Source organism: Microcystis wesenbergii FACHB-1317 (assembly GCF_014696875.1).
GTDB classification, from domain to species: Bacteria; Cyanobacteriota; Cyanobacteriia; order Cyanobacteriales; family Microcystaceae; genus Microcystis; species Microcystis wesenbergii_A.
Window position 1 is genome coordinate 1 of sequence record NZ_JACJQV010000143.1, and the last position, 12,593, is coordinate 12,593.

A 12,593-nucleotide genomic window follows, 5' to 3' on the forward strand; every position below is an offset into this window, starting at 1 on the left:
CAATTTCTCAGAACAAATATCTGAAAAATTTTTAAAATGCCTTGCTTTGCTTGCCCCGTAAGCGATTGAAGACAGACAAACAAGGAATCAAACTAGAGAATGAATCAGCCCTAGGCTAGGCTGTTGACTCTGTGCCTTTTTGAATGATAAAAGTTCATGCAGTTTCTGTGTCGTCAATATTGGCTGAAAATAAAGTTTTTCTCTTTGAGAGCATAGATTGTCCAAAAACTTCAACGAGCCATTCTTTAACATCGGCAAAACTAATGGCTTCGAGTGCACTTTTCACAACGCCAGTCGTTAGATTCATCGTAGATAAACAAATGGTTAATAACATCTGTCCCATCTCTTTAAATGGACAACGTGCAGAAAATTGCTGATATTTTCCAAACAACGATTCAATCACATCAGAAGTGGCTAAAAAAGCTTCTTTATCCTTGATTTGTGAACACTGATTAGTCAGGTAATCAAAGAGCTGTTGTTGGAAATCCTGAAGGGAACTGTTAACAAATTCAAATTGATTTTCCTGAAAATATTTCAGAGATTGAAAATTAATTCCTAATTGTTTTAATTGGGTTTCTAGACTGCGTGTCATTGTCACCATTTGATTCCAGTAAATCAAGTCTGCTTCGTAATCAACTAACCATCCCAACTTCTCTATTATTTTCGGATAAATCAGCGAAGGTTCAATATCTGGCATTAATTTAATCAGAGTCTCTTCTGGAGAGTTTAACAGATTAATTCCCCAATTAGTCAGTCTTTCAACATTAAAGTAACGACACTGAGAACGTTGCGCTGGAGGAGATAAAAAAGATAATTCTGTTTGTTGGAGTCTTTGTCTACATATATTACATTTTTGAATAAATGACTGATATCTATCATCTGCATCTAACCTATATTTTAAAAGCAAAGCCATTGCATGAGTGACATCATGAGTGTAAATGACTTCTGGATAATTTTCTTGATATAGCTTGATTCCACGTGCAAGGTCACTACCATGATCTGCGACTATTTGTACTGGTACACCTACTCTTTCAGTTATTTTATCTAGCTTACTAAGGATTATTTCCCCTTTTGTCGAATCCATAATTTCTAATCCTAGTAGTTCTACATCTTCAGGTGATAAACCTCGTTCTTGAGCAATTACTTGTTCGATAAGATACTGCCGCGAAACTCCTAATACGACTAGAGCTTTTTGCTTTCCTAGTTCGATGGTAAAATCAATAATAAATATCCAATCATCTCGATATTCTTTTTTCCTTGTCAATTCATATATTCCAATTCTTCCTAGCCATTTTCTTAGACAACTAAAGCTTGGAGTTGTCTTTGATTCAGAATCAAATAACTCGAATACTTTCTCTGTCGCTCTCAAACTGATGCCACAATCAATTAAAAGTCCTAAAGCTTGCTGAATTGTCTTAACATCGTAAGAATGACCTTTGATATTTAATTCCTCACTGTTCTCACCTAAGTTTGCTGCCTCGGTTTCAGTTTCTTCTTTTTTTTTGACTATTTTTGCTTCTATATTCTGCTCTTTTATCTGTGATTCTGCTGCCAGCGCACGTTGTTTCCATTGCTCTCGTGACGCAGATAAATCTCTGACTTTTATTTCTAGTGCTCTAATTTTTTTTTGTTTATCTAAGGCTTTTTCTTTCCAGCTATCTCGACCTTTCTGAAATAACCGTGCTAATCTACTAACTGGACTTTTAAACTCTGGCATTTACTTTTCCTCTGCTTGATTTTAACGACAACATTATTGTATGAAATAATTTTACCTTAAAACCAACAAAGTCAACAGCCTAGGCAGGGGGGGTGTGGGGTTTTACCGATTTTGAGGTAGTCAGTTACCTAATTTTCAGGGAAAAAGTCCTGGAATTTTCCCCCCGATCCCCGCAATGGCTGGCACTTTTTGAGGGGAAAAAAGTCTAAAAGTCTTATCCAACAAGGTTTTTAGATTTATTCAGCCAACCCTAAGTAGGCCATAGTTTTTGAAATTTGGTATGAGTTGGTGCTTTTCTAAGCGTGTTGTGGTGGAATAGGTCTGGCAGCAAGGGATTTTCTCAATTTTTTAGGAGCGTGTCAATCGTTATACTCCGGGAGGATGGGCAACTGTGACATAATTTGGGACTAGGTACGGTAAGAGTCGCTAGTGAACCCCGTTAGCCTTGGAGACTTCCATGCTAGACACCATTTCCACCCTATCCCCAAAACTAACAGCGATCGAATCCACGGGAAATCCTCTCCCGAAAGTTGCTACTTGTTCCTCCACCTGTCGTTACTGTCGGTTTTATAAGTTTCAGGGGAGAGGAAATGGCCATTGTCAACGCTTGGGAGTCCCTGTTCACAGTCATTGGCGCGCTTGTCCTTTAATTTGTCCACCTTTTGCCCCTTCGTGGGAAAGGTCGGAAAATGGGTAATTCTAAGTAGTTATCTGGATTTTACCACCTGTATCGAGCAATTTTCTCCCCATCCCGCTCCCTGCGAGGATGGGGTTTTAATCGAAACCGATGCTTTCCACTCCACCGCTATCGGGACTGGTGGCGACAAAATAGAGAATTCCTGACCCCAGACAAGCGATCGCTATACTAAAGCAGATCATCCAGACTTGAGCAGGTTCGTAGCTATTACTATCGATCGCTCGCCGGATGAGAAAATATCGGCGCGTGGCGATGACAACGGTTAATAATCCCACCATAGCGAAGACAAAACCCAACAACCAACCTAGTCCTAGAGATGACGAAGATACTGTTCGTAAACGCAAAATGACCAGACCAAAACCCATCAAAGCGATCGAGGCGCGCATCCAAGACAGATAGGTGCGTTCGTTGGCCGAATGATCTCGCCAGTAATCAGGGTTAAATTTCTGCTTTGTCTTTCGGGATTTAAACAGCATAGAGGAGTTCCTAGCAATCAAATTCAATAAAATCAAGTATTCTTTCTTCTGGTTTTAATAAATTGTTTTTATCATCTAGTTTTTCGCTTATCTTTAGCCAATTCAAGGGACTTGAGCAGATTATCATCCATAAATAGGGGGAGTTTACCGTCCCATCTTTCGATCGCTTTGTTCTGTAAAACTTCTGGACTTAAGGAGTCTTGGAGAATGCGATGAGCTTCCGCCTCTCCCTTAGCCAGATTGATTTTTACTTCCGATTCTTTCAGAGCTTTCAGCACCATAAAACCGGCTTTTTTGGCCTCCTGTTCGGCAATTTGTTTGGCTTCCACCGCATCGGTAAAGCGATCGGAAAAGTTGACATGAACCAAAGAAACATCATCGACACCGATATGATAATTTTTCAGTCTTTCGCTCAAACGAATATCCACTTCTCCTTTGACTTCTTCCCGTTTAGTAATTAATTCTTCTGCGGTATATTTAGCCATAACTTCCTTGAGAATTTCCTCGACTGCTGGATCGATTACTCGTTCAATGACAGCCGCTTCATCGCCAATTTGTTGAAAAATATTATTAACTTCTGATGCTAAAATATGCCAATTAAGGGCCACATCTGTAAATACTTCCTGTAGGTCTTTGGAGGAAGCTTCGGCCGCTATCTGTTGTTTTTGGATTCTCACACTTAGTTTTTTTACCGTGTTAACAACGGGAATAATCCCATGAATACCCTCATTAAGTATTTTCTCCTGTACTTGACCAAAGACCATTAAAACCCCTCTTTCTCCCGCATTGACAATCACGAAAGGATTAAAAATAATCGCCAAAATTAATAACAAAAAAAAGATATTACTTGGTCTAGCTAAAAGACGAATTTTGAGCATTTTACTTGAGAAAAGAGATGGTTAATAGGATAGGTTTACAAATCAATAAAAAGGCTGTTTCTATCTTGATAATTTTATCTATAAAATAAAAGTAAACTTGTCCTGTATTTTTTAGATAAAGTCAGATTTAGTCTCGTTATTTATTTCCCTTCTAGCTGGCGAAATATCGAAAAATACTTGTCTATTTATAGTTATCATAGTAGCCGATTAAATGTTTTGGAAATCATGAATTTAAACGAGCATCTCGTTAGTTTTAGTCAGAAATTTGGTCAAAAAAGCATTTATTTATCCAAGAAAGTAATCGGGGTTATCCAGAAGCAATTATAACAAAATTTCCCTTGTCTTAAATGGTACATTCTCATTTCACCAGTCTAGCTGGTACTTTCTTTTGTAAGTAGGTAGATGTTAAAAATTGTCAGATGCCCCCCTTATTAAGGGGGGATTAAGGGGGGATCGGCACCCCCTGATCAAGGGGGGATTAAGGGGATTAGAACCACTTACTTAGCAATTACCTTAACATAATCTAGTTTCGGCATAAAAGATATTTTGTATAAAGGATATCTCGATAAATTGACTCACAAAAATGGCTATGGTAGAACCCTAAATACAGTAAGCGGATAAGCCTACTGTACTGATTCCATTCCCTAACGAGGTCATTTATCGATGAGTCATCTTTTCACGCGGTCGCGCCACCTCGCCGCTCTTTTCAAAATCGCCGGCACGACGACCGGAGTGGCCTTGGCTCTAACGACCGGAACATCCGCGCGTGCGGCGGGTTTTCTCCCCTTTTCCTTTCAAACCAACGTTACGGCCAGTCCGAACCTAACTGGAAATCCTAATCTTCTCAACGATCCCACTAGAGATGTCCGTCTCGATTCAGTGGTTTTCAACGGTTTAACGGTCAGTCAGTTCGATCTGGTGAATTCCGCAACCGTGATTCGCAACGATACTTATTTTAATGCCGCTAACGGGGAAACTTACGGAATTCTCCATGCGGGTTACGGACCGAACACGACTAGCGATCCCCTGGTCGGGGTAGGGTCGTTTCATTCTCGCAAATGTCATTCAATCAAATCCTTATCTGGCAAGGTTTTCAGTCAATTTCTCAGAACAAATATCTGAAAAATTTTTAAAATGCCTTGCTTTGCTTGCCCCGTAAGCGATTGAAGACAGACAAACAAGGAATCAAACTAGAGAATGAATCAGCCCTACTGGTCGGGGAGGGTCCAGCGAAACCGAACCCCACGGGAGCGGATATAGCGGCCAGTTTGGGCAATTTAAACCTGAATAGTCTCCTCGTAACCCGTGAGAATGCCGATACTGCGATTATCGAGGTTTCTTTCGCCCGACCGGTGAATACGTTCTTTTTCTGGGAACGGGGGGGAACGCCGGGGGGAGCCGTTGCGGGGGATAGCGATTTACTGGTGGAAGCGCTCGCGGACGATGGAACGACGGTTTTAGCCAGCTATAAAATTTTACGCGCGAACTACACGAAAGCGGACTATAACATCAGCACAATCGTTCCTCCCGTCCTCAACAACGGCCCGTTCAATATTGGTTCGATCGGGATTAGGCTCGACGGTATCCGCGCGCGAACCCTGCGCTTAACTAGCGAGCGCAATAACGATCCCCTCCGTCTGAACGGAGTCGGCGATAACGGGCCAGATTTCAAAGTAATCGCCGCCGACGTAAAGGTTCCCGAACCTAATGTCGTGTTCGCCACCCTACTCGCAGGAAGTCTTGGAATCTTTGTGAAACGAGGCAAGGATCGTTCTACTCGAAGTAGGGAGTGAATCCTTTAAAGGCGGTTTAAATGCCATCAACCAGCGAACTGTCATTCACGAAAAAATAGCGATCAATGGGTTAAAACCCTCTATTTATCCATTATTAAGGAGATAATCACCCTTTTTCCTCGATCGCACAGATCGAGGAATTTATCCTTTATTTTCGTCCGTAAGTACCTATGTCTGACCGTTATCGTTTCGAGACGCTGCAAGTACACGCCGGCCAGGAACCTGCCCCCGGAACCAACGCCCGCGCCGTTCCCATCTATCAAACCACCTCCTACGTTTTCAACGATGCCGACCACGGGGCGCGACTGTTTGCCCTACAAGAGTTCGGCAATACACCAGGATCATGAACCCGACCACCGATGTCTTCGAGAAGCGGATCGCGGCTTTAGAAGGAGGTGCGGCGGCCCTGGCCACCTCTAGCGGTCAGGCGGCGCAATAATGGAATGGGCCTTATCCCCCTCCGTTTAACCCGAACTGGGGTTAAGCAATAAAATTAAACGCCAAAATCCCATCATTAAAGTCGTTATCACTGATATTGGGTAAGTTCCCCGGTAAATCCTCAAAGCCAAAGATATTATTCCCCCTTGACCGTAAATGTTCCGCCCCATCGGGATTTGCCGAGCCAAAGGAGAAATAGGCCACTTCATGACTTATATAGTTTTCTAGGGTGGCCGCCACGTTATCGGGATTCTTGGTCAAAAATGCCTGAATACTCCCTTGCAGACTTTCCCCCAGATTGCCCCCATTGGCAATGACAAAAGGCGCGTAGCGTCGCCCCCCTTCCAACAACACATCCCCAAATTCAGCGGCGGTGGTGCTTTGGTTTGCCCCTTCCCCACTGGCCTGCAAAAAGAAGTTATTCACCGCTTGACTTAAGGCACTACGGGCATAACCCGCTTGACCCGGTTGAATTAACTCTGTGACGTTGCCATCTCCATCTAAATCGAGGCTGTCAAAAACGGCTCCGTTATCATCGGCCACTGGATAGAGACCGACAACGTTATTGAAGAAAGCTCCCGTCTGTTGGAGTCCTTCCTCAATGGCTGTGACCTGTATGCTACCGGGCAAGTCACTGAAGTTGAAAACCAGAGAACCTTGTCCATTACCCGTATCTTTAAATTGGATGGTTTGGGGATTAACGGCTTGGTCGGGTAGATTGGTAATTTCTAGGGTGAAATTAACCGTTGCGTCTGGTGTGGCATTGGGAGCCGGTTTGAGGGTGGTGTCCGTCACCGCTACCGTCAGATTATAGAGGGATTGGGCTTCAAAATCGGCCTTACCGATGAAGAATAATTCCCGGCCACGAATCTGGAAACTGCTCTGATCATTGCCCAACAAAGAAAGGCTATTTGTCCCCAAGTCATCATCAGTGATCTGAATATCGGCAACTTTGACACCTTGACTGGTATCGGTATTTTCAGCGATCGCATTGGTACTATTGGCCAGAATTAGGGCTGTGGGAGCTTCGTTGACATCGGTGATGTTTAAAGTGAAGGTTTGGGTGAGATCGGGGGTGACACCAACGGTTGGATCATCGACATTAACAGTGACTTCGTAACTATTTTGGGCTTCAAAATTAGGGGTAAAACCGACATAGAAAAGAGCCGAATTCTGAATTAAGAAGCGCTCCTTATCCCGTCCCGTGAGGAAGAGATTATTGGTTCCTAAACCATCATCTTCAATCAGGAGATCGGCGACTTTAAATTCTGGTGTGACATCGACATTTTCCGCTAACTCGGTGACAGCATTTTGGAAAATTAGGGCTGTGGGAGCTTGGTTACTAGGATTTTCATTAACATCATTGACAGTAATTGTCAAGGTTTTCTCAAAACTTAGTCCCCCTTGGTCGGTGGTTTTTACCCGAATACTGTAACTATTCTTGGTTTCAAAATCGGGGGAATTATTAATCTGTAATTGATTCCCCACAATCGAGAAAGCTGAGTTATCAGTATCTCCTGTTCCTGCAACTAAGCTATAGGTAAAGGTATTACCAGTATCGGGGTCTGTGGTAGAAAATGTTCCAATTACTGTGTTAACAGGGACATTTTCATCTACTGTGGTCGCACTTAAGGCTAAATTTGTCGGAGCTTGATTACCGGGAGTTTCAGTATCAGTAATGATTCCCACAACTGCGTCAGTCGTACCTATGGCATAACCTGTCCCAGGAGCAAGGGTTAAAGTGATGGTTTCATCGGGTTCAACAGTTGTATCAGTAGTAGGGTCTATTGTTACAGTCGCAGTCGCAGAATTAGCAGCAAAACTAACTGTTCCGGTTGTACTTGTGAAACTTGCTGCACCAGTTTGAGTGTAATCTGTGTTAAAAGTAGCTGTCCCCCCGACTGTATAATTGACTGTCAAAGCATCAGTTGTTACTCCGGTGCGAGTGAAGGTGTAAACGAGATTAGTTGTCCCATCTTCGGTCACACTTTCAGGAGAGATAGTAAGAGTAATGTTAGCATCAAGTTGGATTGTTTCATCACTGAACTCTATAGTTTCAATAGATTTCATTACATCAATACCAAAACTAACATTACTTAAATCTTCTAAAAGATAAGAACCATCAGACTGTCTTGTTAGTGCTATTTTTGACTTAGGTCGGGAGATACGTAGAGTATCATTTCCAGCACCTCCATCAATGGTATCATTGCCAAACCCACTATCAACAATATCATCACCAATTCCACCGTTAATAATATCATCACCATTATCACCGTATAGAGTGTCGTCACCCGCGGAACCAATAATAGTATCGTCTCCACCAGAACCAAAGATAATACTAGGCAAACTATCCGCTTCTAAGAGTTCTCCATCATCAGTTCCTATTTCAGGTTCAACAAAGAAAAAATCATCGAAGACACTGAATACAGAACTGCCATCAAAAGAAGCAGGGATAATATTGCCAGATGATGGATCGAACAACTCTATTGTCCAAGTTTCTTCTCCTTCTTGTAACCCGTCTTGTTTTAAACCCCAGTAATCATTAATAGGCCCAAGTGCATCCAAATCTTCTTTTGATAGACCAGTGGTATCCAATCGTTCAAAATTTATATCAATGGTCGTCTGAACATTAGGTAATAAGGTTAGTATTCCTTCAGGTAAAGTGCTAGAATCAAAATCATTTGCGGATATTGGATTATCTCCTGTAGGTTTGACACGCCATCCAATTTCTTCTGTCTTATTTGTATCGCCATTCCGATTAATGTTGAATCTGATGGCTTGTCCAGTATCATAAACTTTACCTTCAGTAAGAATAGAGGTAGTATATGTATTAACTACCCACGTTGGTTGAATAGACTGAGCCTCTAAATAAACTTCGCTTTCACTAACAATAGGTGTAATATATGTATTAATTTGCGATCCTTGTTGGTTAGTATTGTTAGCATTTTCCTCTGGATTTACGGTAAATGGTTCTAGATTTTCTGAAAAAAGAGGTAAAAAATTTTTTTGTGATCTTTGATTTTTGGGTGTAAATCCGCCTGATACTAAGGAAAAATTCCAAAGTGTCCCACCTAAAGGAGCCTCAACCGTAACGGTAATATTACCTGCACTATTATCAGGGATTCTAAAATTAATTGGGTTCTTCGTTACTTGGTATGGTTCAATAGGGGGGCATAAATCGACTAAATCCTTATCTGGCAAGAGACTTAATTGATTAGTTCGCTCTAGAGCAAAAACAATTGACAAAAATCGCCAAATGCCTTTCTAAATAAGGGTTCCATCCCTTGTAATCCTCGTCCATTGCATAACACAAACCGAAGAGCCATTAATTGGCATTCCAGTAACACTAACACTTCCTGTATCAAGGAGGTTTATAGTGCCGTCTTTAATAATTAGTCTGTCTGGAACAGAATACGACGTAAATTGACCTGTAATAATTTGTTTGGGCGCAACTGGTGCAGTAAATGTAAAGTTTCCTTGACCGCCACTTTCTATAAGACTATTAAATATTTCTTTTTGATCTTTTAACTCAAAAGAAATACTGTCGTTACTACCATTAATGGGGAAAGATCCTTCTGATTTATAAAAAACTTCTCCAACTACAATCCTATGAGACACTCTGCGTATATAATAGTCATCAATAGTTACGTTGAAATTTTCTGTACCCTCTTCTAAATCATCAAAAATAGAATCGAGAGCAACAGTCACTTTTTGCTGACCAGCACTAATTTTTACCCATTGATTGTCATTTTTTAAACCTGATTTTACTGTTTTGTTCGATGGCAGACTAGCTAAATTATTTGACTTTAAATCCGATTTTAAACTGCCTGTGCCACTAAAATTAAGATGAAACCAAATATCTTTTGATAGACCATTAGCAGCACCAGGTCCTGTCAAGGAAATTTCAAGTAAGATTTTATCGCCTTCTGTAAAACTTGACTTACCACCATTTATAGAAAGTTGAACATCATAACTGTAATCACCTTCTACTTTTATGTCTATTGGATTCCAGTTTTTATTATAATAATCATTAAGCGTCCGATTTGCCACCATTGCTAAATATTCTGGTGCTAAATCTTTGCCCCGTAAATATGTATAAACTCTGCCTACAAAATTATCGGCATCAACAAGACATCCTTCGGTATTACCAGTATTTGTTCCTAAATGAAAAACAATTGTTTTACGTTCTGGTATGGGGTCGGGGTTTGTCGGCGTTCCAAAACGAAAAGAGCTAAGAGTTTTTCCAAATAACCAATAGCTAGCTTTGTAATCTCCAGAAGCCCAAGGTGTAGTATCATCCCAAAAGCCACTTCCTGTGATTGTTTCGCTTCCGTGAGTAAATTTGTATTCAGCAACTCCATTATCTTTGCGTGTTACTGTGATGGTTGGATTAGCCATAAAATTTGCAATGGATTTCTTAATCTAAACTACAATGTAATCGTTTATGGATGTTATTAATCACCCAGTGGATTGACTCTGTAAGAGTATTCTCCTGGGACAGAAAGCTATGGTAGCTGATTGTGCAACGATCGCCATCGCCACTGCTGTCGTAATTGCGTCGCTTTAACCACATCATAACTTGTGCCAAAAGCGGTTTCTAAATTCGCCCAAAAACCATCAGATTGAGCGAAATCGAACAAAACATCGTCAATAGGAGGAAAAATCGGCAACAGGGTAGAAGTCATGACATTAACAGCAGAGGTTTATTGCTAACAGTTTTAGCCTAACAATGGCCAATTTTTCAAGACCCCTGTAACAGAAATTAATATTTATACAGAAAACGGGTTTCTTTGAGAAACCCGTTTTCTAGATATTAGGATAAGATTATTGGATTCTTGCCAAAGACTGCCTAAATTCTGCGAGAGAATTAGCGGTAGCTGCTAATTTTAGTAGCTCTTCTAAGATAGTAGGGTTAGTCATTTTGCCGATTATCTCTTCAATTTCTGAAGAAATCTCTCCAAACCGCACAGTTAAAACTGTTTTTATGGCATCGCGGCTTTTTTCTAGCACCCCAATTTCCTTACCTATTTCTTTGCCAATTTCCTTACCGATTTCCTTACCGCGTTCTATTCCTCGTAACTCCCCAATTTCCTTGCCAATTTTCCTTCCTCGTAACTCCATATTACTCATTAAAGGCATGGTTCTTTCCTCCTCAAATTGTTTGATTTTACTCTCTAAACTTGACTGCAATTCAGGGGATAAAGTCATCATATTGTCGATGATTTCAAACAGTTTACTAAGTAAGGTAGGTATTACCCAACCTACTTATTTATGATGATACTAAAAGACTTCCTACACTCCTCAAAAGAATTTACTATAAGTGCGGCTTTTAACATCTCTTCTAAAACCGAAATAACTGAAGCATCATTGAGACATTGTCCAATATCTCCAGGGATATCGCCTAGTCGGTTTTCCAAAACTTTTTTCACAAAATCACGAGCATTTTCTAACGCTCCAATTTCCTTACCGCGTTCTATTCCTCGTAACTCCCCAATTTCCTCACCAATTTTCCTTCCTCGTAACTCCATATTACTCATTAAAGGCATGGTTCTTTCCTCCTCAAATTGTTTGATTTTACTCTCTAAACTTGACTGCAATTCAGGGGATAAAGTCATCATATTGTCGATGATTTCAAACAGTTTAATTATCTGTTCCCTCTCGAACTCCTTTTCATATAATCCCCTGATTAACTTCCACTTCCACTGTTCCCGTTGTGGCAGCTTCCCAGTAGTTGCTTTTGTTTTCAGGTGTGCCATCACTATTATAGCAAAAGGATTGCTACTTGCTTCCAATTAGTCACTGATAACTGATAACTGGTAACTGATAACTGAATAGAGTTTGTCTGCGAAACGTTTTTTTGTCTTTGCTGAAGCGGTAATCCGTTTGAGTTCTTTTTCTAGGGATTCGGGAATTTTTGTCCAATCAATTAGTTGGTGAACTTCAGGAAAAAAGAAGTATAAAAACGCTTCAAAATACTCGGTTAATGCTTCTTTCCAGGGTTCATCATAATTGGCGGTTGTTGGGTTCATTTGAGTTGTTTGCTTACTCGTAGGCTATGAAGCGCGATAGCGTAACGCACCGATTTAATAATAGAGGTGGTGGTGGTAATCTGGGGATTTTGTGGTAAAAAAGCGGATATTTGTTCGATTCCGTCTTGATTGGGAGTGAGAATAACGGTGGCGACTTCTGGAATTACCCCAGCTTGGAGACTTTGATAATCGGCAACACCAGCATCGAGGAAAACTACGGTAGCGGTTAAACGCTGATTTCTCGCACTAAGCTAAAACGCACTTAAACCACCTAAAATAGAAATAGTAATTTTAGAAAAATCCTACTTATGCCAGCCAAAGATTTCCTAGACTTAGAAGAAAAGAAAAACTTACAAAAAGCTCTTAAAGAAGAAGAAAGAGCAGAGGTTAGGGAAAGAATTTTAATGTTTCTCTTGCTAAACGACGGAAAAACTCAACGAGAAATAGCTGACTTTATTGGCTGTTCACTCAAAACGGTCGCCCCTTGGTGTGTTCACGGCGATCCTAACAATTTAGAAAGTCTAGAAGATGGGAGAAAAAATGGAAATCATAAAAAAGCCACAGA

At 40.8% G+C, this 12,593-nt stretch carries 14 protein-coding genes and 2 pseudogenes; 6 read left to right on the forward strand and 10 right to left on the reverse strand.

Features of this window, described 5'->3' with window-relative positions; genetic code table 11:
- Positions 1 to 154 precede the first annotated feature (154 nt).
- Positions 155 to 1,717 (reverse strand): hypothetical protein, encoded by a 1,563-nt coding sequence (locus tag H6F92_RS26000; protein WP_242030113.1) that lies wholly within the window; start codon positions 1,715 to 1,717, stop codon positions 155 to 157.
- Between the two features lie 457 nt (positions 1,718 to 2,174).
- Here H6F92_RS26000 and H6F92_RS12395 point away from each other — a divergent pair, with 457 nt between their 5' ends.
- A complete protein-coding gene (locus tag H6F92_RS12395) occupies positions 2,175 to 2,414 on the forward strand; it encodes a hypothetical protein (RefSeq protein WP_190358064.1) in 240 nt (79 codons plus the stop codon).
- A 77-nt stretch (positions 2,415 to 2,491) separates the two neighbouring features.
- On the opposite strand, the gene H6F92_RS12400 is transcribed toward H6F92_RS12395, so the two are convergent.
- Together H6F92_RS12400 and H6F92_RS12405 are read right to left on the reverse strand one after the other, a co-directional pair.
- Positions 2,492 to 2,890 carry a YidH family protein gene (locus tag H6F92_RS12400; protein WP_002767331.1) on the reverse strand — a complete coding sequence of 133 codons (399 nt, stop codon included), beginning with the start codon at positions 2,888 to 2,890 and terminating at the stop codon, positions 2,492 to 2,494.
- Positions 2,891 to 2,961: 71 nt separating this feature from the next.
- Positions 2,962 to 3,768 (reverse strand): prohibitin family protein, encoded by an 807-nt coding sequence (locus tag H6F92_RS12405; protein WP_190358065.1) that lies wholly within the window; start codon positions 3,766 to 3,768, stop codon positions 2,962 to 2,964.
- 663 nt (positions 3,769 to 4,431) lie between these two features.
- Here H6F92_RS12405 and H6F92_RS12410 point away from each other — a divergent pair.
- The 4 genes from H6F92_RS12410 to H6F92_RS27195 all read left to right on the forward strand — a co-directional run bounded on the left by H6F92_RS12410 (position 4,432) and on the right by H6F92_RS27195 (position 6,000).
- Entirely contained in the window at positions 4,432 to 4,890 is a 459-nt protein-coding gene (locus H6F92_RS12410; protein WP_190358066.1) for a hypothetical protein, read from the forward strand.
- A gap of 41 nt (positions 4,891 to 4,931) precedes the next feature.
- Positions 4,932 to 5,561 (forward strand): exosortase-dependent surface protein XDP2, encoded by a 630-nt coding sequence (locus H6F92_RS12415; protein ID WP_242030114.1) that lies wholly within the window; start codon positions 4,932 to 4,934, stop codon positions 5,559 to 5,561.
- A 170-nt stretch (positions 5,562 to 5,731) separates the two neighbouring features.
- Complete coding sequence (locus H6F92_RS12420; protein ID WP_323670468.1) at positions 5,732 to 5,908, forward strand: PLP-dependent transferase; 177 nt, start codon at positions 5,732 to 5,734, stop codon at positions 5,906 to 5,908.
- Positions 5,905 to 6,000 carry a PLP-dependent transferase gene (locus tag H6F92_RS27195; RefSeq protein WP_338420907.1) on the forward strand — a complete coding sequence of 32 codons (96 nt, stop codon included), beginning with the start codon at positions 5,905 to 5,907 and terminating at the stop codon, positions 5,998 to 6,000. The genes H6F92_RS12420 and H6F92_RS27195 overlap by 4 nt, the downstream gene beginning before the upstream one ends.
- A 41-nt stretch (positions 6,001 to 6,041) precedes the next feature.
- Here H6F92_RS27195 and H6F92_RS26005 read toward each other — a convergent pair whose 3' ends face one another.
- The 7 genes and pseudogenes from H6F92_RS26005 to H6F92_RS26795 all read right to left on the reverse strand — a co-directional run.
- The gene (locus H6F92_RS26005; protein WP_242030115.1) at positions 6,042 to 9,245 is read right to left on the reverse strand and encodes a cadherin domain-containing protein; all 3,204 of its coding nucleotides are present in this window, start codon (positions 9,243 to 9,245) and stop codon (positions 6,042 to 6,044) included.
- 18 nt (positions 9,246 to 9,263) lie between these two features.
- Positions 9,264 to 10,397: a hypothetical protein gene (locus tag H6F92_RS12440; RefSeq protein WP_190358067.1), complete on the reverse strand. Its 1,134-nt coding sequence runs from the start codon at positions 10,395 to 10,397 to the stop codon at positions 9,264 to 9,266.
- Positions 10,398 to 10,504: 107 nt separating this feature from the next.
- Positions 10,505 to 10,684 carry a hypothetical protein gene (locus H6F92_RS12445; RefSeq protein ID WP_190358068.1) on the reverse strand — a complete coding sequence of 60 codons (180 nt, stop codon included), beginning with the start codon at positions 10,682 to 10,684 and terminating at the stop codon, positions 10,505 to 10,507.
- A gap of 139 nt (positions 10,685 to 10,823) precedes the next feature.
- A pseudogene (locus tag H6F92_RS12450) lies at positions 10,824 to 11,234 on the reverse strand (hypothetical protein); the annotation flags it as partial.
- A gap of 26 nt (positions 11,235 to 11,260) precedes the next feature.
- Positions 11,261 to 11,791 carry a hypothetical protein gene (locus H6F92_RS12455; RefSeq protein ID WP_190358070.1) on the reverse strand — a complete coding sequence of 177 codons (531 nt, stop codon included), beginning with the start codon at positions 11,789 to 11,791 and terminating at the stop codon, positions 11,261 to 11,263.
- On the reverse strand, positions 11,792 to 12,028 hold the full coding sequence (locus H6F92_RS26790) for a hypothetical protein (RefSeq protein ID WP_125730625.1): 237 nt from the start codon (positions 12,026 to 12,028) through the stop codon (positions 11,792 to 11,794).
- A pseudogene (locus H6F92_RS26795) lies at positions 12,025 to 12,276 on the reverse strand (DUF4347 domain-containing protein); the annotation flags it as partial. The gene H6F92_RS26790 and the pseudogene H6F92_RS26795, both read right to left, overlap by 4 nt.
- 60 nt (positions 12,277 to 12,336) lie before the next feature.
- Here H6F92_RS26795 and H6F92_RS12470 point away from each other — a divergent pair.
- Positions 12,337 to 12,593: helix-turn-helix domain-containing protein (locus H6F92_RS12470; RefSeq protein ID WP_190358071.1), on the forward strand; the 257-nt coding region annotated here is incomplete at its 3' end.

Coding starts and splice junctions, on each gene's coding strand:
- H6F92_RS26000 (WP_242030113.1), bottom strand. CDS start 1,717: ATGCCAGAGTTTAAAAGTCCAGTTAGTAGATTAGCACGGTTATTTCAG.
- H6F92_RS12395 (WP_190358064.1), top strand. CDS start 2,175: ATGCTAGACACCATTTCCACCCTATCCCCAAAACTAACAGCGATCGAA.
- H6F92_RS12400 (WP_002767331.1), bottom strand. CDS start 2,890: ATGCTGTTTAAATCCCGAAAGACAAAGCAGAAATTTAACCCTGATTAC.
- H6F92_RS12405 (WP_190358065.1), bottom strand. CDS start 3,768: ATGCTCAAAATTCGTCTTTTAGCTAGACCAAGTAATATCTTTTTTTTG.
- H6F92_RS12410 (WP_190358066.1), top strand. CDS start 4,432: ATGAGTCATCTTTTCACGCGGTCGCGCCACCTCGCCGCTCTTTTCAAA.
- H6F92_RS12420 (WP_323670468.1), top strand. CDS start 5,732: ATGTCTGACCGTTATCGTTTCGAGACGCTGCAAGTACACGCCGGCCAG.
- H6F92_RS27195 (WP_338420907.1), top strand. CDS start 5,905: ATGAACCCGACCACCGATGTCTTCGAGAAGCGGATCGCGGCTTTAGAA.
- H6F92_RS12440 (WP_190358067.1), bottom strand. CDS start 10,397: ATGGCTAATCCAACCATCACAGTAACACGCAAAGATAATGGAGTTGCT.
- H6F92_RS12445 (WP_190358068.1), bottom strand. CDS start 10,684: ATGACTTCTACCCTGTTGCCGATTTTTCCTCCTATTGACGATGTTTTG.
- H6F92_RS26790 (WP_125730625.1), bottom strand. CDS start 12,028: ATGAACCCAACAACCGCCAATTATGATGAACCCTGGAAAGAAGCATTA.